Here is a 20,300-nt window from a genome sequence, read left to right on the forward strand (position 1 = left end):
AGGTCGCGGCTTTTTATTATTGCATGATAATTTCTTTTAGATTAGCGTTGAAATTTCCATCTTTGATCATTTCAATTTCATGTCTGTATGGAGCTTTTTTATTCTTTTTATCTTCTCCTACATACGGCGTTTCCAGAATCTTCGGTAGTTCCTTCAGTTGCGGGTGATTGATAATATAATGCAAGGGTTCAAATCCGATATGACCAAAACCAATATTTTCATGGCGGTCTTTTCTCGCACCATGTGGGTTTTTACTGTCATTAACATGAACAACCTTGATACGGTCCACTCCAACGATTTTATCAAATTCGTTTAGTACGCCATCAAAATCATTCACAATATCGTAACCAGCATCATGGATGTGGCATGTATCCATACAAACCGAAAGCTTTTCGTTAAACGTAACACCGTCGATTATCTGTGCCAGCTCCTCAAATGTCTTTCCGATTTCCGATCCCTTACCTGCCATCGTTTCCAAAGCGATCTGCACTTCATGTTCTCTTGTTAACACTTCATTCAGGCCTTCAATAATTCTTTTTATCCCTGCTTCTTCCCCTGATCCGACATGAGCACCAGGATGTAATACGATTTGCTTTGCGCCAATTACTTCCGTACGCTCCATCTCACTTCGCAGGAAGTTTACTCCAAGTTCAAAAGTTGCTGGTTTTTGTGTATTTGCGATATTAATAATATACGGGGCATGGACAATAATATCGGAAATACCATGCTCTTCCATATGCGCTTTTCCTTCTGCAATATTTAACTCTTCCAGTGGCTTTCTTCTCGTATTCTGAGGGGCTCCTGTATAAATCATAAACGTATTTGCTCCGTATGATGCAGCTTCTTCACTCGAGCCTAATAGCATTTTTTTGCCACTCATTGATACATGCGAACCAATCTTCAACAAAACGTACACCTCTCCTGCTTATTTTCTTTTATTGTCTTTTTTTGCAGCTAATTTTCTTTTTATCTTTTCTTGTTCTTGTTTCTGTTTCTTTTTATAACCCGGTTTAACTTTTTTAGTTTTCCTGACACGCTTCCACGCTTCTTTTTCAATCGTTGACGCACGCTTTTTTCTTAAGTTTCGAGTATTCCACGGTTTAGCTGTAACAAACTCTTTATCCCTTACATCTATATACGTGATTTGCAATCCTTTCCGCTCGAGGTTTTCAATCAATCCAAGATCCTCTTCCGTATATAAACTGATTGCCGTTCCTTCCAGACCTGCCCGCGCAGTACGACCAACCCGGTGGATATAAAATGCTTCTTCTTTCGGTAAATCAGCATTGATAACATGACTTACCCCTTTAATGTCAATTCCTCTTGAAGCAAGGTCTGTTGCAACGACATATTCATAACGCAAATTTTGGATTTCCTTTAAAACACGCTTCCTCTCGCGCGGTGATAAACCACCGTGAATAATACCAGCATTTAAGCCATGATTTAATAAGCTATCCAATAACGCATCAGCTTCCGCCTTTCCATTCGTAAAGACTAGAGCAAGATATGGTTGGATTGCCTCTGAAATATCACGGATAACCTCACCCTTATCACGATGTCTTACTGCGATGAATTGATGCTCCATCGCTTCAGGTGAAAAATGTTCATCTATTTTAACGTGGACTGGCTGATCCAAATACTTCTGGAAGAAATGTCGTAATCTTTCTGGAATTGTTGCAGAAAACACAAGTAACTGAATATCCTGCTTAGACCGTATAAGTAATTGATCAACATCTTGAATAAATCCTAAATCAAGCATTAAATCCGCTTCATCCACAACAAACGACTTTGCTGAATAAACCGATAAACTTTCGGATTTCACCATATCAAGAATTCGCCCCGGAGTGCCAACAATAATATGTGGTGGGTTTTTTAATTTCTCCATCATTTTCTGTTTATCCGTACCGCCAATCAGCAATTTGCTTACCCAGATCCCATCTTTATTGGCATAATGAATGATTTTCTTAACTTCATCATGCAATTGAATGGCAAGCTCCCTCGTTGGAGCTGTTATGACAAATTGGACTTCCCGTTTACTCGTATCCAGCTGATTAAATAGCGGCAGAAGAAAGGCATGCGACTTTCCGGATCCTGTCCGCGACTGGCCAATGACACTCTGTCCGTTTAAAATTGGTGGGATTACCTTCTCCTGTATTTCGGTCGGATGGAAAAATTGCAACCGATTTACTACATCCAGTAATGCGGGATGCATGCCTAAAGATTGAAATGTAGTTTTTGTCATAGTCGTACTCCTTTTTTGCCTTAAGCTTCTCTTTTTACAAATATTGGAATGGATCCGTGTTACGATCCGAAGAAATAATTTTTACATCATATTCTGTTAGTTTTTGTTTTAAATAATCTTTTACGCTATCTTTCATTACTGATTCAATATAATGTCCGGCGTCTATCAATGCAAGTCCCATTTCCCTTGCAATTTGTGCCTGGTGGAAACCAACATCCCCTGTAATATAAACGTCTGCACCCGCACGTTTCGCCTCATGTATATATTTTTCCCCACTTCCTCCGATTACAGCCGCTTTTTTAATTTTCTTAGTTAAATCTCCTACAACTCGAAGGTGGGGCAGTCCTAACTTTTCTTTTACGTCCTGAACATATTCCTCAAGCTCGGTTTGGTTTTCCACTTCACCAATTCGGCCAAGTCCAAATCTTGCACCTGAATTCGTTAATTCGATAATATCATAAGCTGGTTCTTCATAGGGATGATTTTCTTGAACTGCTGCTATAACTTGCTTGAGTACGGACTCTTGTATGAGTGCTTCAATCTTAACTTCTTCAACTTTTGCAATTTCACCAATTTCACCGATGTATGGCGCAGATCCTGTTTCCGGTTTAAATGAACCGGTTCCTTCAATTTCAAAAGAGCAATGTGTATAATTTCCTTGTTGTCCGCCACCAGCATCACCAATAACCTGCTTTATTTTTTCTTTGTGACTAATAGGAACATGCACTGCGTATTTAAATAGCTTTTCCGTTCCGATTTGAACAAGTGGTCTCCCCTTGTGCAAATCGAGTTGTTCAACCAACATATCATTGACTCCACCTGGTACGACGTCTAAATTCGTATGGGACGCATAGACCGTAATATTATGGCGAATCAGCTTTGTGATGACCCGACCTTCCGGAGTATCGAAATTGATTCGTTTCAGCGGTTTAAATAATAAGGGGTGATGTGCAATGATAACATCGACATTTTTTTCAATTGCTTCATCCACGACTGACTCAAGCACATCAAGTGTAATCATAATCTTAGTTGCCTTTTGGTTAGCGGAGCCAATTTGCAGACCTACATTATCCCATGAATAAGCTTTCTCTTTTGGAGCAAGCTCCTCTAAAGCTTCAAAAACCTTCTTTGTTGTGAGTATTTTACTCATGGCTTAATTCCTCCTCCATCCAAGCTAATTCCTGTTTGAATTGATCAATTCGTTCTGCATCCGGATGAGTTGCCTGTTCCATTTGTCCGATAATATGCCGCAGTTTATCCGCTTCTTTGCGCCACTTTCTATAAAACACAGGGGTTTTATTTTTTAACAAGTATGGACCAAATAAAAATTGCCTTTCCAGCAGTCCTTCTTCGTATGGTCCTGTCCCTTCCCGATCAGCTACAAGGATTTCATAAATATGACCATTTTCTTCCAAAATCTGTTCTGCTGTTAATACGAAACCTTCTTCATGTAACCATATTCGCAGCTTTCTGGCATTCACATTCGGTTGCAATATTAAACGATAAACCGTTTCAAGCTTAGCTTTTCCGTCGGCTAAAATTTGTTTGATCAATCCGCCGCCCATCCCTGCAATAACGATTTGCTTGATATCATCCGCTTGCTCAAGTACGTCAAGACCATCACCAAGCCGGACTGTAATTCGTTCAGTCAATCCATGCATTCGAACGGTCGCTCGCGCACTGTCAAATGGCCCTTGATTCACTTCACCAGCAATTGCAGTCGCTGAAGGGTCCTGTGCACAAACATAACAGGGTAAATAGGCATGGTCTGATCCAATATCAGCAAACGTTGCACCCGCAGGTAAAAAGTTTGCCACATCAATTAAACGTTTGGAAAGTTTAAAGTTTAATTGTTCCATTCTTTACTCCTTTTGGAAAAAGAAAAGCTTTCTGTTCTAGCAGAAAGCTCGTCATTTCCTTTTATAGATATTACTGTTTTTCGCTTAACCAAGTTGCAAGGGCATCGAGTTCTTCGCCTTGCACTGCTGGTACTGCTGGCATGGAGCCTTTACCATTCTGAATGATGTCTTTTATTTCATCCGCTGAATAAGATGCGCCTACAGCTGTTAAGTCTGGTCCGCCTCCACCAGTAAGGTCTGCACCATGACACATTGCACAGTTATTTTGGAAAACCGCATCGGCGTCACCGCCAGCTGTTTCACCGCCCTCTTCTCCACCGTTTTCAACCTGTTCTGTTTCTTCACCCTCGTCTCCACCTTCAGCAATTTCTGCTTGGTTGTTTAAACCGATAGCTGAAATGATGACGACAGCGACAATTCCTAATACAGCAATAATTGCATATGGCACTACTGCATTCTTCATTTGATCGCCTCCTTATGTATTCCCTTTTGTATCTATAAAAGACTATATATAGTTTACTCTAAAATGTGACAGTTTTAAAGAGAAATGGTATTAATTCCAAAGAAAATAATACAAAAATACAAATATGCTGCCTAAAGCACCAATAACGATAATATACTTACTTTTTAATTTGTAACCTGCAATCATCCAAAACAGAAAATTACTTGTGATGACCATAGCTGTTGCGATTGGTTGGCTAAACCATACATTAGTGACTGAAATACTGAGCATCAGCAACATAAACAGACTAGTAATGAATGCTGGATGGAAATAAGCAGGTCGCTTATCTTTATAGTAGATGGCTAGCGACGCCGAATGGATAAGCAGTAAAATTAAAATAACCAGTTGCAAATTAACATGAAATTCAGTAAAATAGATAACAATAAATGAGAAGGGGAGCGAGAGGCAGAGCAACAGCAATTGAAAGCGCTCCACCATGTTCGGGAATAAGCTGGCCTTATCCTGCTCTTTGCTGGCTTTTGCATCTTCCCCCTCTGTGTATAATGCAAGTAAAAAGTTACAATAGTGTTCAGGCAGTAATTTATGTTGTTTCCAGTATTCAATTTCATTGATGATTGTAACCTTACGCTCGTCCACTTATAATCACCCCATTTTTAAATGGTGGTTCAATGAGGCATGAAATAGTCATTGTTTACACGGTTGCCGCGCGTAAACAATGACTGTGTCAGTTTAGTCCAAAAAATCTTTCAGACGCTTGCTTCTGCTCGGGTGACGCAACTTTCTTAATGCTTTAGCTTCGATTTGACGAATTCGTTCGCGGGTCACTCCAAACACTTTCCCTACCTCTTCAAGCGTTCTCGTACGACCGTCATCAAGACCGAAACGAAGACGCAGGACATTTTCTTCACGATCTGTTAATGTATCAAGTACATCTTCCAGCTGCTCTTTCAATAATTCATATGCAGCATGATCAGATGGTGAAACAGCTTCTTGGTCTTCAATAAAGTCACCTAAGTGGGAATCGTCCTCTTCCCCAATTGGTGTTTCCAATGAAACGGGTTCTTGTGCGATTTTCAAGATATCTCTCACCTTGTCTGGAGATAGGTCCATCTCTTCTCCAATTTCTTCAGGTGTTGGCTCTCTTCCCAAGTCCTGAAGCAGAGAGCGCTGAACACGGATAAGCTTATTAATCGTCTCCACCATATGAACAGGTATCCGAATCGTTCTTGCCTGGTCAGCAATAGCCCGTGTAATCGCCTGGCGAATCCACCATGTTGCATACGTACTAAACTTAAATCCTTTTCGGTAATCAAATTTTTCCACCGCTTTAAGCAGCCCCATGTTCCCTTCCTGGATTAAGTCTAAAAACAGCATCCCACGGCCAACATACCGTTTTGCTATACTAACGACAAGACGTAAGTTTGCTTCTGATAGTCTGCGTTTTGCTTCTTCATCACCTTGTTCAATGCGAGAGGCAAGCTCAATTTCTTCAGCAGCAGACAGAAGGTTCACCCTTCCGATTTCTTTCAGATACATCCGAACGGGGTCATTTATTTTAATTCCTAAAGGAACACTTAAATCTTCGGTATCTACTTCTTCTTCTTCTTTCGCAATTTTTTGCATGTTTGGATCGTCCTCAGACTCTCCAATTACCTCAATCCCTTGCTCATTCAGGTATTCATAGAACTCATCCATTTCGTCGGATTCAATTTCGAAATTAGCGAGTCGGTCAGCCACCTCTTCATAGGCTAATGTACCGCGTTTCTTACCAATTTCGACTAAATTCTCCTTGGCCATCTCTAATGTCATTTCGGTTTCTTTTGTTTGAGTAGGCTTTTTATCGGTCATGAGTCCCCCTCCTTCCAACAAATTAAAATTTCATTAATGTTTTAACTTTCTTTGAATCTGTAAAATCTCTTCGGCGATTTGCGCCGCTTTTATTGGATCACTTTGCTGTTCCGCAATCTTTAATTGTTCTTTTAAAGATTGGATTACACCTTTATCACTTGATTCAGTATTCACCATTCGTATATAATCACCAAGCGCCTCCTCACTGATTTCATCCACCTCAGGCGACATAGCTATCTCCGAGATGAGTTGTTTCAATCTATCATCATTTATACTTTCAAGGAATTTACTTATATCTGGTGAGTTTCCATCTTCATAGAAAGCATAAAGATAAGTAACAATTATTTTATGATCATCTACTCTGAAATTTGCCCCGATCTCTTCTTGAACACGATCAGCTACCCATTCGTTTTGCATCATATAATAAAGAATTTTTCTTTCCGCATTTTGATATGCTGGTAATAGTTTCCGCTTCTTGGACAAAATAACGGTATTACTAGTATATCTGTTCTCAGATGTCTTATCCGGCTGATTCCCATATTTTGCTTGAATCGTGCCTAATTCTTCTTTCAAAACGTCAAGAGACATTGTGAACTCTTTGCCGAGCTCCTGTAAGTAATATTCCCTTTCCAAGGAACTTTCAACCGTAGAGAGCTCTTTTAGCACCTTTTGTATATAATTCAGCTTATCTGCTTCCAAGCTGAGGTTATAATCTTTCTTATAGTAACGCATCAAAAACGTCATATACGTGTCACTTGCTCGTATGATCTGGTCGTGGAATGCTTCCCCGCCATGCTCATTGATAAAAGTATCCGGATCATTTCCGTCTTTCAGATAAGCAACTTTGACTGTACACCCTGCTTGACGTAACATTCCAGCTGCCTTAAAGCTTGCTTCCTTACCGGCATCGTCTCCGTCGTAACAAATAATGACTTCATTGACATACCTTCTGAGCAATTTGGCTTGAGATTCCGATAATGCAGTTCCTAGCGTTGCTACAACATTTTTTATACCTGCTTGGTAAGCTGCAATTACATCCATATACCCTTCAAACAATATTACTTCGTTTTCTTTCCGAATATGTCTTTTTGCCAGATCGAAATTATAAAGCAGCCTTCCTTTTTGGAATAATTCACTCTCCGGGCTATTTAAATACTTCGGACCTTGATCATGAATAGCTCGTCCCCCAAAAGCAACCGTCTTACCGAGATGATTCCGTATCGGAAAAATAACCCTTCCCTGAAAACGATCGGTAACCGTTCCATCATCCCTTTCCGAAACAAGACCTGCTTTAATGAGTAACTGCTTATTGAATCCTTTCTTTTCGAGAAATTCCACAATAAAATCTTTCGTATTTGGGGCAAATCCAAGCTGAAAGACATCAATTGTTTCGTCGAGAATCGACCGGTCTTGGAAATAGTTGTATCCCTCTTTTCCGTCTTTTGTATAGCGAAGCAAATGGTTATAAAGCTTTGTCAGCCATTCGGAAGCTTCCAGTATCCGCTGATTTTCTTCGGAATAGGAACTTCTTTTTTCATTGCCTGTAGTAGGCAGAGTAATACCAGATCGACTCGCTAGTGTTTCCATCGCTTCAAAAAATGAAAAACTTTCCATTTCCATTAAAAATGTCACGACGTTTCCGCCTTTTCCACATCCAAAACAATGAAATATTTGTTTTTCCTGTGTGACCGAAAAAGAAGGAGTGTTTTCTCCGTGAAAGGGACAGAGGCCAAAGTAATTCCTTCCTTGTTTCTTTAATTGCACATATTCTCCAACAACATCAACAATATTATTCGCTTTTCTAACTTCTTCTATTACCTCTTCTGGTATTTGATTCAATCTCATCACCATATTCTATTTATTCGCGATAAATTAAGAAACTCCTTTAAAATTCGACATTTTTCTTCAAAAAGCCGTAAAAAAACAGTGAACCATTAACTATACAGATTTAATGTAACGTTCATCATTCGTCTGTATCTGCTCACCTCTATGATGATAATGAATATAACCATCTTATCCGTATTTCATTCTTTTTATATTCAACTTTCCTAAATAAGGAAAAATGAATATACCGGAATTCTTTACGATTTTAGCCAAAATTTAATTTTGTCTTAATCTGTATATCTTTATTTCGATAAACACAAGTCATATTCCTTCTTTTCAATGAATGTTTTATTTTTCAGAATATACCTCCGTCTACTTTAAGCAATAGTAATAGGTTTACACGAAAAGCCATTATAATACATTTGGACAAATAATTCTATTAGATTGCTCCATTTTATTAATATAGTTCAAGTTTAAAGGCGTAAGCATCCGTTTCACAATATACAAACTGTGCCTCCCAGGATGGTAGGTAGTTTGATGTCGCCCCATACGTGAGCGAATTTAATCGAACCTCTATTAGTTCTGAGTTGATGTTGACTCATCGAGTGCAGGTGTGTGAAGTTTAAAAGTTGTTCGAATTTCCGCAGATTTTACTTTATAGTTTCCTAGACCAAGAAAAAAGTTGGGGAGAACCCAACCTTTTTTGGTAATTATTTATTTTCTGCTTTATTTTTGATCATCTGTAAAATAATATTCGCTGTTTCTTCTACTGCTTTATTGGAAACATCAATTACTTCACAATCGATTTTTTCAATTACTTTATCGAAATATTCCAATTCCTGATTAATTCGTTTTATTGTTGCATAAGTTGCTTGATTTCCTAGACCAAGTGCTTTCAGTCTTTCTTTTCTAATTTCATTCAATTTCTCCGGGCTAATCCGGAGACCAATACACTTTTCTCTAGCCACTTCAAAGAGCTCTTCCGGTGGTTCGACTTCCGGTACAATCGGAACGTTTGCCACTTTGATCCGCTTATTCGCGAGATACTGAGATAAAGGTGTCTTTGAAGTTCGTGAAACACCAACTAAAACGATATCAGCCCGGGCTATACCTCGAGGGTCCCTGCCGTCATCATATTTTACAGCAAATTCAATTGCTTCCACTCGTTTAAAATAATCTTCATCGAGTTTATGTACAAGGCCTGGTTCTAAGCGTGGCTCTTTTTTAAAATATTTTCCCATCGCATCCATAGCTGGCCCCATGATATCAATCGCTTCAATCCCAATACGCTTGGCTTCTTCATTTAAATAATCCCTTAGTTCCGGGTTCACTAAAGTGAAGCCGATCATCGCCTGCTGCTCTTTCGCAATTTGTAAGTATTCTTGAATCGTCCCCTTATCTTCTACGTAAGGGATGCGGATAATTTTATAATCCCCGTTAAATTGACTTAATCCTGCTTTCACGACGAGTTCCGCTGTTTCTCCAACTGAATCAGATAATATAAATACGGTCGGCTTCTTCCCCATTTCCTTCCCCCTATCTTCAATCAAAACGTTTATCATCTAAAGTTAATTCCACTAACGCTTTTGTCATTGACGTTTTTGTAACTCTCCCAATTACTTCAAGACCAGCTTCTGTTTCCTTCACAACCGGTAACCCATCGATTTGGTTGTTAATTAACTTTTGCGCGGCTTCGATTAATGCATCATCTTTCCTGCAGACTGTAATGTTCGGCATCCGAGTCATAATGATATGTGCGGGTATCCCACTTAAATGTTGCTGCCCCAGACTTGCTCGCAGTAAATCTTTTCTTGAAAGAACACCTGTTAAACATGATTGTTCGTCAACAACAAACAAAGTACCCACATCTTCTAAGAACATTGTTGTAATTGCATCGTATACAGAATCATCTTCTCTGATTGCAATCGGAACTTGCTGGTAGTCTTGTACTTTCAACTTTTTTATATTTTCCGTGAGCAATTCCGACCCGGTCTTACCTGTAAAGAAATAACCGACGCGCGGTCTAGCTTCTAAAATACCCGCCATCGTTAAAATAGCAAGATCAGGTCGTAATGTTGCTCTAGTTAATCCTAATTTTTCTGCGATTTTCTCCCCTGTTATCGGGCCATTTGGTTTTACAATTTCGATAATCTGTTCTTGACGATCCGATAATTCCATTAACTCACCACCTAAAGGTCATACTAATTAATATATATTATACATTACTTGGTGATATAAAGGAATTATGTTATACTATATAATTTTAAAATTGTTGTTTCCACTCAATCAGAGCGAGATTAGCATATTCTAAAATTAAGCTAGAAATAGCTGCAACAAGTGCCAAGCGATTATTCCTTAATTCCTTATTATCTGTCATGACCATATTATTGTCAAAGAATCCATGGATTGGTCTTGCCAGTGCTTCCAATTGTTCAAATGCTTGTATAGCGTCGTGCGCTTCATCGTGTGCTTTAAAATCTATTTTCGACTGCTCAAATTGCTCGTATAATGCTTTTTCAGAGTCGGTTTCAAACGCTTCAGGGGTGATATCCATGCTCTCCGCTTTATCTGCAAGATTAAGGATACGAACGAGCGCTTCTTCTTTTTCTTTAAATGCTACATCATGACGTTTTTCTGACAAATGACGAGCTTTAGCCATTGCATAAGTGAAATTACCAATTTCTTTATCCATGACAGCTTGGAATATATCCTGTTCAATCCCAGCTTCTTTTAACAAATAGGATGCACGGAGTTTAAAAAATTCATGGATTTTCTCTTTATAGTCATCGATTTTCTCGATCTCTAACTCATCATATATTCCGTAGGCAATCTGCAAGAGATCTTCTACGTTCATCTCCCAATTTCCTTCTTCCAGAATACGTAATACACCAATCGCTTGTCTACGCAATGCATATGGGTCTTGTGAACCGGTTGGAGTCATCCCGACAGCTATAATTCCGATGATCGTGTCTATTTTCTCTGCCACACTCAGGATAGCACCGATTTCTGATTCTGGAAGTTCTCCTTTCGCATGCGTCGGAAGATATTGTTCGCGAACGGCTGTTGCTACTGTTTCTTTTTCATTGTAATTTAAAGCATAAATTTCACCGATGACTCCTTGCAATTCGGTAAATTCATTTACCATATTCGTCATTAAATCAAATTTACTAATTTCCGCTGCTCGAATGGCATCATCTTTCATGCCATTAGAGAAGTTCAGGTTTTCTGCGATTCGTTCTGTTAAAGCAGTAACTCTTTCTGTTTTTTCTGCGAGGGTGCCAAGCTTTTCCTGGAAGACGACGCGGGTCAATTTCTCTAAGTGATGATCAATGGTATTCTTCTGATCTTCCTCATAGAAGAATTCAGCATCTTGAAGTCGGGCACGTAACACTTTTTCATTACCTTTAACGACTGTATCAAGAGCGGTGTCATCACCATTTCTCACTCCGATAAAGAATGGCAGCAACTTCCCTTCTAGCGATTTAACAGGGAAATAACGCTGATGCTCTTTCATTGAGATTATGAGGACTTCACTTGGTAGATCAAGAAACATTTCTTCAAACTCACCTTTAAAAACAGTTGGATATTCGACAAGATTCGTCACTTCTGCCAATAAATCCTCATCCACGATTACGTGGGCCTGTTCTGTTTGCAGTTCCTCAATCCCTTCCAGGATACGTGCTCTTCGTTCATTGGCATCTGCTATAACAAAGTTTTCCTTTAATTTCCCCTCATATTCCATTGCATCTTCTAATTTTACCGATTTTCCGAGGTAACGATGCCCATACGTGATATCACTTGTTTCGACATCTGTAATATTAAACGGCACAATTTCCTGCCCGTATAAAGCGACAAGCCAGCGAATCGGTCTAGCAAAACGCAAGGTGTGCGTTCCCCATCGCATATTATTAGGGAATGAGATGGAAGTGATGATATCTTTAAATTCCGGCAATAGATCCTTTGTCGCTCTTCCTTCAATTCGTTTTGTAACAAATACGTAAGCCTTGCCGTTCACTTCTTTTTCAACGAGGTCTTCAACCGTTTTTCCCTGACCTTTCGCAAAACCAATTGCTGCTTTTGTCCACGCTCCGGTCTCATCTTTAGCAATAGCTACTGCAGGTCCTCTTGCCTCTTCTTCAATTGTCGTTTGCATGTCAGCTATATTTTCAATTCTTACAGCTAAACGGCGCGGTGTAGAAAAGGAAGTAATCGAGTCATACGCGATTCTTAAATCCTGTAACCATTTGGCTGTTTTCTCTTTTAACTGCTGCTGGGCATCATCAATAAAGCGTGCCGGCAGTTCTTCCATTCCAATTTCGAATAAAACATGTTTAGTCATTTATCTTTTCTCCTTTCTTCAGCATTGGAAAGCCTAATCTTTCCCGTTCTTGTACATATGCTTTCGCGATACTTCTTGCCAGGTTCCTTACTCTCGTAATATAACCTGTTCGTTCGGTTACGGAGATCACACCTCTTGCATCTAACAAGTTGAAAGTATGGGAACATTTCAAGACATAGTCATATGCCGGAAACACAAGCCCTTTTTCCATGATCCGCTTCGCTTCATGCTCGTACATAGAGAATAATTCAAATAACATTGCTGTATCAGATTCTTCAAACGTGTATGTTGAATGTTCAAACTCAGGTTGATAAAAAATATCTCGAACGGTCACGCCATCGGTCCACTCCAAATCAAAGACATTTTCTTTATCTTGGATATAAGATGCTAACCGTTCTATTCCATATGTCAGTTCAACTGAAACTGGACTTGCTTCCAGTCCGCCGATTTGCTGGAAATAAGTAAATTGGGTGATTTCCATCCCGTCAAGCCATACTTCCCAACCTAGTCCAGCAGCTCCGAGAGTAGGGTTTTCCCAGTTGTCTTCAACAAATCGAATATCATGCTGAAGTGGATCAATTCCTAACTTCTCCAATGATTCCAAATAAAGTTCCTGGATATTACTTGGTGATGGTTTCATGACGACTTGGAACTGATGGTGCTGGTATAAACGGTTTGGGTTATCCCCGTACCTTCCATCATCAGGCCTTCTTGATGGTTCGACATAAGCGACATTCCATGGTTCCGGCCCAAGGCTGCGGAGTAGTGTCATCGGCGACATCGTTCCCGCACCCTTCTCTGTATCGTAAGCCTGAACGAGAATACAATTTTGCTCCGACCAGTGCTTTTGCAACTCTAGAATCATTTGTTGAATATTCATTATCAGTACCTCCATTTATTCTTTTGCATTTTGTAATCACAATAAAAGCCGTCCCTATGCTTGTAGCCAATCACAAGCATAGGGACGGCTTTTATACCGCGGTTCCACCCTAATTACTCAATTTTTATGAGTCACTTTATCATCATGCTCCGGAGTGCCTCTTCCTTATCCAATCTTTACCCAGCTCTCACCAACCTGGATTCGCTTAAAAAAATTTATTGATAAGTACTTTTTCCTTCAACACATGTTAAATATTCTTTTATAAATATGTAACATCATAATCCAGAAATCGGATAATGTCAAATATCATTCTTTTAACTGATCTAATTGATTCAAAAATCTTCTCGATTTCAAGAAATAGCCACCGAATCGGTCATAATAGGCATCGAGTATTTGCCTGAGTAACTTACGATTTTCTAATTTTACCGATATTTCGCCGACCTGCTCAATTCCAACCGCTTGAAACATCTGCAATAATTTCACTTGTACCTCTGTTAGTCGGATGGACTGATCATCAAGTGCCAAGCACCTCCGACATAAAAGGCCACCTTCTCCTAATGAAAATGCATAAGGGCCTTCCTTGTTTCCGCAATTGATACATCGGGAAAGAGTTGGTTCAAAGCCACCTTTCTGAAATGCCTTTAATTCGTACATCATAATGGGAATATCATACTCCTCATATTCCGCAATCCATTCCATTGTTCGGTAAAGCTGGTCATATAAATAAGGTTCTGGCGTTTTATCATCAAGCAATTTCTCCGTCAGTTCCACAAGATATGCAGTATAGGCCGTTTTTTCAATATCTTCCCGGATCGCCCGGAAAGATTCAAGGATTTCACCCTGCCTGATCGTACTTAATCCAGGATTGATATAAACAAAAAATTGTCCGGCAATGAATGGCTGCGTAACAGCAGCCATCCTGCTTCTAGGCTTTTTTGCACCTCTGGCCATTGCCGTAAATTTCCCTATATTTTTACTGAATATCGTTATAATTTTATTTGTTTCTCCATAATCAATCGTTTTTAAAATGATCCCTTCAATTTTTTCAAGCAAAGCTATTCAGCTCTTTTCCTTTCATAATCCAAGGTTACATTTTTTGTGTCGTTTCAATCTCATTTGATTCATCTTCATCTGCATCATTATCTGTTTCATTGTCTACATTTTCCAGTTCTTTGAACAATAAATAGGTTTCAATGTTTCCTGTCTGACTAAATACTTTCCATGTAATATCAAGCACAAGAAACCCCGCCTTTCTATTTTTTCTTTTTGAAAATGCTTCTATTTTTAGATTGACCATGAAGTTGAATTTAATAAGTATTAAAATTTACCATGGTTTAATATTCATCTTGCCTGAATCCTAATTCATGCAGCTGACTTTGTTTGTTACGCCAATCTTTTTTCACTTTTACCCAAAGCTCTAAGTATACTTTCGAACCAAGAAGATGTTCAATATCTTCCCGTGCTTCTTGACCAATTTTTTTCAGCATGCTGCCTTGCTTACCGATAATAATACCTTTTTGGCTACTTCTTTCGGTTATAATTGTCGCTTGAATAAAGACCGTGTCGTCTTTTCTTTTTTCCATATTTTCAAGGGCGACAGCGATGGAATGTGGTACTTCTTCCCGCGTGAGGTGCAGTGCTTTTTCCCGGATGAATTCCGTAATAATAAAGCGTTCCGGATGATCCGTAATTTGATCTTGCGGATAATATTGCGGCCCTTCCGGTAAATAGTTCTGCAACTCAGTTAATAAACGATTAACATTATTGCCTTGAAGGGCAGAAATTGGAATAATCTCCTGAAAATCACCTTTCTGCCTATATTCATCAATAATACCCAGTAACGCTTCAGGTGAAACTAAATCAATTTTGTTAATAATTAAAAAGACAGGGCTTTTTACATTTTCCAAACGTTCGATGATAAATTGATCTCCTCGTCCATATCCTTCATCTGCGTTGATCATAAATAATACGGCATCAACTTCATTTAATGTATTGTCGGCAATCTTCATCATGAAATCTCCCAATCGGTGTTTCGGTTTATGAATGCCTGGTGTATCGATAAATACCATTTGATAATCATCGGTTGTCAGCACACCTTGTATTTTATTTCTTGTTGTTTGCGGCTTATCGCTCATGATAGCAATTTTCTGACCTACTACGTGATTTAGAAAAGTAGACTTTCCTACATTTGGTCTACCTATGATTGCGATAAAGCCCGATTTATAATTGGATTCCATGTAATTTTTCCTCCAAGATGTCTTGTTTTTTATTATCATACTATAAAACGAATCCCCATTTCTACTTTCGACAAAGGTTCTAAAAACTTCTGAAGAATTGACAGGGGATAAATCACATTCATACAGCGTGAGTGTGCCTAACTCCAAAACTTTCTGCTGGAGGTCCGCAGTCCAGACACTTCTCGCGCGGCCGGCAAGCCTCCTCGCGCTATCCGCGCTGCGGGGTCTCGCCAGGCCTACCTCCGAACAGGAAGTTCTAAGCCGGCGTTGGTCACAGGACGTGACCGTTTTTAGCCGGCCTCCCGCAGGAGTCTCGAGGTGTCTGGACTGCTCCCAGGAAAGGTCGAATTTGAATCACTGTTTAATGTTCTTGAAGAGTATATTCCTTACGTAGACGGAATAATTTCTATTCATAACAATCATCTTACCAGTTCAGTTGCCCGGTGGACGATGACTCCTGCGGGAACAGCACGAGCCTGCAGACCCCTTAGTGCTCAGCCCGAGGAGCTCTAGCAGCACCTAAGGATGCGCATCCGTCCACCGGGCAACTGAACAGCGATTGAAGCTTTGTATGAGTGAACGAGCCTAATCACTCACGCTGTATAAAAATGTTCAGCTGGGGCTTTAGAGGATGGATAGGAGTTTAGGGAGAAATATGATTAAACCGATTAATACTGCAACAATGGAACTGACAAGCACAGCACCTGCAGCTGCATCTTTAATAAAACGTGCTTTAGGATGTACCTCCGGGCGCAAGTAATCAATCATTTTCTCTATCGCTGTATTTAAAAGTTCTGTTAGAAGAACCATCCCAATCACGAGTATAATGAGTGCCCATTCGAGCTGTGATAGCTCGAATAGAAGGCCTGCAATAAAGACAAGCATCATGCTAATTACATGAAAGCGAAAATTCCACTCCGATTTAAATACGGCTCTAAGACCTGCTAGGGCGTGCTGGAAACCAATCTTCCCTTTCTTATCTTTCAATGCCGAACTCACTCAGTATCTCATTTTGTTTTGAAAACATTTCCTGTTCTTCTTCCTCTGTCATATGATCATAGCCTAATAAATGCAAGAAGCCATGAATGGTTAGGAAAGCAATTTCCCGTTCTAATGTGTGACCATATTCTTCCGCTTGATCCTTAGCGCGGTCGACAGAAATTACGATGTCTCCAAGTATAATAGGTATATCGACCCCCTGGATATGCATCTCACCGTCAACACGGTCCTGCATCGCAAAGGAAATGACATCTGTCGGGGTGTTCTTTTGACGGTAATTACGATTTAATTCTTGGATTTCACCGTCATGGACAAAGTTTACTGACATCTCTGCCTCACTAGAGACACCTTCCCGCTTTGCTGCAAATTCCAAGAGACGCTTTAATAAATCGACCTGATCGGCAGGTAAAGCATTTGTTTTATCATGAAAATCGATATGCATTATTTTTCCTCCCTATTTGGATACTGGATTCTTGAATGGAAAAAACCTTTCAACGAATCACAAATGGTTCGTTGAATGACTTTTAGTTCCGTTAATGTTAATGGACTTTCATCTAGCTGCCCATCCGCTATACGATCGTTCATAATAGCTGAGACGATTTCCTCAATCTTTTCTTCCGTCGGCTCAGATAACGAACGAACGGCAGCTTCAACTGAATCACAAATGCTGATCACCGCAGATTCTTTCGTTTTTGGTTTTGGACCTGGGTAACGGAACTCCTTTTCCTGCACATCTGGGTCCTTCTTCTTCTCTTTATAATAGAAAAACTTGAGCAATGATGTTCCATGATGTGACTTCGCTATTTCAATAACTTCTTTCGGTAATTTGTTCTCTTTCAACATATCTACCCCATCATAAGGATGGCTAATGATAATCTTGGCACTTTCTTTCGGATCCATTCGATCATGAGGATTTCGATTAGATAGCTGATTTTCAATAAAGAACTGAGGCCGGACTGTTTTACCGATATCATGGTAATAAGCACCTACTCTTGCTAGCAATCCATTCGCACCGATTGCCTCACACGCTGTCTCGCTAATGTTCGCCACCATGACGGAATGATGATAGGTGCCAGGCGCTTCAACAAGCAATTTTTTAAGTAATGGCTGATTCGGACTCGATAACTGTAATAATTTCGTATCAGATAAGATACCTAAACCTGTCTCAAAAAATGGTAAAAGCCCAATAGTCAATACTGCTGCCAGGAATGCAGAAACTAATCCATATGATGAGTTCAAGACAAAGTCGATTAACGTATATTTTTCAAAGGACAAGAATAGAAATAATAATACAGTCAAGATATTTACTAATATAATTCCTAACCCTGCCCTTAAAATAGCTAAACGGTCTTTCACTTGCGGGAAGAAAATAATCCCTGCTAGCTGAGAGAAGAAAAAGTAAATTCCCGCTTCAATATTCAATGCTCCCGGAATAAGTCCATTAAAGATGACAGTACCTATGATTGCATATACTCCTGCCATGATTATTGCGAGTCGTTCACTGATAAACAGCTTTAGAAGAAGTGCTCCCATTGCAATAGGCATAATATAAAACAATTGATTACTGTCCGTGGAATAGAAGCTAACGACTTTCATTAAAGTGACAACAATAATACTTATCGTTAATAATGCAGCTAATACACGTTTATTCATCGTTCCACGGTTTGCTAATTTATTAATTTCAACAACCGAAACACTGCCAAGTATAATTAACAATAGAATCAATCCAATTACCGGGTAAAAATTACGTTCCCCATCGAGTAAACCGACCAGCCGCAACTGTTCATATATTTCATTCGTAATTACTTGGCCTTCACTGACGATGATTTCTCCTGCTTTTATCATTTCAGGGTCGACATTACTTGCAGCAATTTTCCGCGCTTCATTCGTTGCTTCTAAATCAAAGAATGAGTTTTCTGTTACGATGAAATTTGAAAATTCGATGAGAACATCTTTAAGAACAGGATCTAATTCTGAATACTTTATTTCCTCTTGAACATTAACTTTAGCTGTTTCCAGATTCTCTGTTCGAACCCCATTATCCATTACTTCTTCTACGCTAGCGATAAAAAGCTTCTGAGCCTTTTCCACTTCCTCTGTCGGCTGGTTAATCAACGTGCGGAAAGCGTCTGCGCTCACTTCTAGTACAATGTCTTCAGAGAGGACTTGCCTTAATCGGTCTATTTTCTCTTCTGCTGTCAGTTTAGCAGCTTCTTCCCCATTATTCTCTGTCTCCTCTTCTGTACCCGCTTCTTCTTCCTCTTCATCAAGTGCAAGTACGGCATCAAAAATTTCTTCACTATAGCCGATTCGTTCATTATTAACTTGTTCGGATATGGAATACCTGTCACCTATTTGCTGTACTGCTTCCCTTGTCTTCCGCTCCGTCTCCGCTTCATTTTCAATCGTTACTGGTGAACGGATTGTCGTATTCGCTGTCGCAAATCGTTGTAAATCGTACGTTTCTGTATAGACATTATTTAAGGAAATGAAAAAGAAGAATATACTTTGTATGAACACAGCAACGACAATTAAAAATAAACTTGTTCTGTTTCCCAGCCATTTCTCGATTTTGTGGAATAACTTCTCTTTCACTTTCCTCCTACCCCCTAAGTGAAAATAAGACCTACAGAGCAGGTCTTACTAATTGGCATCGTTATTTTCATATGCATGTATAATCCGCTGAACAAGTGGATGACGAACAACGTCGGACTCTTTCAGATATACAAAGGAAATGCCTTCAACGTTTTTCAGGATTTGTTCTGCAATCCGAAGCCCTGAATGCACTCCTTTAGGTAAATCAATCTGTGTAATGTCACCTGTGATCACCATTTTCGACCCGAATCCAAGGCGGGTTAAAAACATTTTCATTTGGGCAGGTGTTGTATTCTGCGCTTCATCCAAAATAACAAAAGCATCATCTAGTGTTCTTCCACGCATATAAGCAAGCGGGGCAATTTCAATTACTTCTCTCTCAATTAATCTTGCCGTATGTTCGACACCTAAAACGTCGTGCAAAGCATCATAAAGCGGCCGTAAATAAGGGTCGACCTTCTCTTTTAAATCTCCCGGGAGAAATCCGAGACTCTCCCCCGCTTCAACTGCTGGCCTTGTTAAAATAATCTTTTTCACAAGCCCTTTTTTAAGTGCATCGACTGCCATGACAACAGCTAAATACGTCTTACCAGTACCCGCAGGGCCAAAGCCGAATACTAAATCTGTTGCCCGAATCCGGTCAGCATAAACTTTTTGTCCAAGTGTTTTAACTCGGATAGATTTTCCCTTTACATTCTTTGTAATTTCATCTTCAAATAAAGCTTCAAATTGATTGATTGTTCCTTCTCTCGCCATTTCTACCGCATAGACGATATCTCTTTCCGAAAACGTAATTCCCCTTTTAATTAAAGAAAGCAGGGAAAATAGCACTTTTTCCAATACTTCAACCGCTTCCACACTTCCTGAAGCTTGTACCTTCTCTCCGCGGGAAACAATCCGGATATCCAGAAGAGACTCCAGCTGTTTTAAATACTTATCATGGTTACCGAATAAAGCTAAAGCCTCGGTTGGATCTTGCAATTGTAAATCAATATCGGTTAAATTTCCTGTCAT

19 protein-coding genes are annotated in these 20,300 nt (G+C 39.6%); all 19 read right to left on the bottom strand.

Features of this window, described 5'->3' with window-relative positions:
• Window positions 1-16: 16 nt before the first annotated feature.
• The 19 genes from LZD48_RS01315 to LZD48_RS01405 all read right to left on the bottom strand — a co-directional run bounded on the left by LZD48_RS01315 (window position 17) and on the right by LZD48_RS01405 (window position 20,300).
• Entirely contained in the window at window positions 17-907 is an 891-nt protein-coding gene (locus tag LZD48_RS01315; RefSeq protein ID WP_235760921.1) for a deoxyribonuclease IV, read from the bottom strand.
• Between the two features lie 18 nt (window positions 908-925).
• A complete protein-coding gene (locus LZD48_RS01320; RefSeq protein WP_235760922.1) occupies window positions 926-2,242 on the bottom strand; it encodes a DEAD/DEAH box helicase in 1,317 nt (438 codons plus the stop codon).
• A gap of 34 nt (window positions 2,243-2,276) precedes the next feature.
• Window positions 2,277-3,392 (bottom strand): Nif3-like dinuclear metal center hexameric protein, encoded by a 1,116-nt coding sequence (locus LZD48_RS01325; RefSeq protein WP_235760923.1) that lies wholly within the window; start codon window positions 3,390-3,392, stop codon window positions 2,277-2,279.
• Window positions 3,385-4,101, bottom strand: coding sequence for a tRNA (adenine(22)-N(1))-methyltransferase (locus tag LZD48_RS01330; protein WP_235760924.1), 717 nt, complete (start codon window positions 4,099-4,101; stop codon window positions 3,385-3,387). The genes LZD48_RS01325 and LZD48_RS01330 overlap by 8 nt, the downstream gene beginning before the upstream one ends.
• Before the next feature lie 70 nt (window positions 4,102-4,171).
• Window positions 4,172-4,564 (bottom strand): c-type cytochrome, encoded by a 393-nt coding sequence (locus LZD48_RS01335; protein ID WP_235760925.1) that lies wholly within the window; start codon window positions 4,562-4,564, stop codon window positions 4,172-4,174.
• 90 nt (window positions 4,565-4,654) lie between these two features.
• Complete coding sequence (locus tag LZD48_RS01340) at window positions 4,655-5,200, bottom strand: hypothetical protein (RefSeq protein ID WP_235760926.1); 546 nt, start codon at window positions 5,198-5,200, stop codon at window positions 4,655-4,657.
• Between the two features lie 93 nt (window positions 5,201-5,293).
• Window positions 5,294-6,412: an RNA polymerase sigma factor RpoD gene (gene rpoD / locus LZD48_RS01345; RefSeq protein WP_235760927.1), complete on the bottom strand. Its 1,119-nt coding sequence runs from the start codon at window positions 6,410-6,412 to the stop codon at window positions 5,294-5,296.
• A 33-nt stretch (window positions 6,413-6,445) separates the two neighbouring features.
• Entirely contained in the window at window positions 6,446-8,257 is a 1,812-nt protein-coding gene (dnaG, locus tag LZD48_RS01350; RefSeq protein ID WP_235760928.1) for a DNA primase, read from the bottom strand.
• A 689-nt stretch (window positions 8,258-8,946) separates the two neighbouring features.
• A complete protein-coding gene (locus LZD48_RS01355; RefSeq protein WP_235760929.1) occupies window positions 8,947-9,762 on the bottom strand; it encodes a pyruvate, water dikinase regulatory protein in 816 nt (271 codons plus the stop codon).
• A 16-nt stretch (window positions 9,763-9,778) separates the two neighbouring features.
• A complete protein-coding gene (ccpN, locus tag LZD48_RS01360) occupies window positions 9,779-10,414 on the bottom strand; it encodes a transcriptional regulator CcpN (RefSeq protein WP_235760930.1) in 636 nt (211 codons plus the stop codon).
• An 85-nt stretch (window positions 10,415-10,499) separates the two neighbouring features.
• Window positions 10,500-12,575 carry a glycine--tRNA ligase subunit beta gene (gene glyS, locus LZD48_RS01365; protein ID WP_235760931.1) on the bottom strand — a complete coding sequence of 692 codons (2,076 nt, stop codon included), beginning with the start codon at window positions 12,573-12,575 and terminating at the stop codon, window positions 10,500-10,502.
• Window positions 12,568-13,455 (bottom strand): glycine--tRNA ligase subunit alpha, encoded by an 888-nt coding sequence (gene glyQ, locus LZD48_RS01370; protein WP_235760932.1) that lies wholly within the window; start codon window positions 13,453-13,455, stop codon window positions 12,568-12,570. Before glyQ ends, glyS begins: the two co-directional genes overlap by 8 nt.
• Window positions 13,456-13,761: 306 nt before the next feature.
• Window positions 13,762-14,508 carry a DNA repair protein RecO gene (gene recO / locus LZD48_RS01375; RefSeq protein ID WP_235760933.1) on the bottom strand — a complete coding sequence of 249 codons (747 nt, stop codon included), beginning with the start codon at window positions 14,506-14,508 and terminating at the stop codon, window positions 13,762-13,764.
• Between the two features lie 34 nt (window positions 14,509-14,542).
• Window positions 14,543-14,692, bottom strand: a complete 150-nt coding sequence (locus LZD48_RS01380; RefSeq protein WP_235760934.1) for a YqzL family protein — start codon at window positions 14,690-14,692, stop codon at window positions 14,543-14,545.
• 97 nt (window positions 14,693-14,789) lie between these two features.
• Window positions 14,790-15,692: a GTPase Era gene (era, locus tag LZD48_RS01385; RefSeq protein WP_235760935.1), complete on the bottom strand. Its 903-nt coding sequence runs from the start codon at window positions 15,690-15,692 to the stop codon at window positions 14,790-14,792.
• Window positions 15,693-16,316: 624 nt separating this feature from the next.
• On the bottom strand, window positions 16,317-16,679 hold the full coding sequence (locus tag LZD48_RS01390) for a diacylglycerol kinase family protein (RefSeq protein WP_235760936.1): 363 nt from the start codon (window positions 16,677-16,679) through the stop codon (window positions 16,317-16,319).
• Entirely contained in the window at window positions 16,669-17,133 is a 465-nt protein-coding gene (ybeY, locus tag LZD48_RS01395; RefSeq protein ID WP_235760937.1) for an rRNA maturation RNase YbeY, read from the bottom strand. The genes LZD48_RS01390 and ybeY overlap by 11 nt, the downstream gene beginning before the upstream one ends.
• Window positions 17,133-19,286 carry an HD family phosphohydrolase gene (locus tag LZD48_RS01400; RefSeq protein ID WP_235760938.1) on the bottom strand — a complete coding sequence of 718 codons (2,154 nt, stop codon included), beginning with the start codon at window positions 19,284-19,286 and terminating at the stop codon, window positions 17,133-17,135. The genes ybeY and LZD48_RS01400 overlap by 1 nt, the downstream gene beginning before the upstream one ends.
• A 48-nt stretch (window positions 19,287-19,334) precedes the next feature.
• On the bottom strand, window positions 19,335-20,300 hold the full coding sequence (locus LZD48_RS01405) for a PhoH family protein (protein WP_235760939.1): 966 nt from the start codon (window positions 20,298-20,300) through the stop codon (window positions 19,335-19,337).

Source organism: Oceanobacillus alkalisoli (assembly GCF_021556485.1).
Classification (GTDB): domain Bacteria; phylum Bacillota; class Bacilli; order Bacillales; family Amphibacillaceae; genus Oceanobacillus; species Oceanobacillus alkalisoli.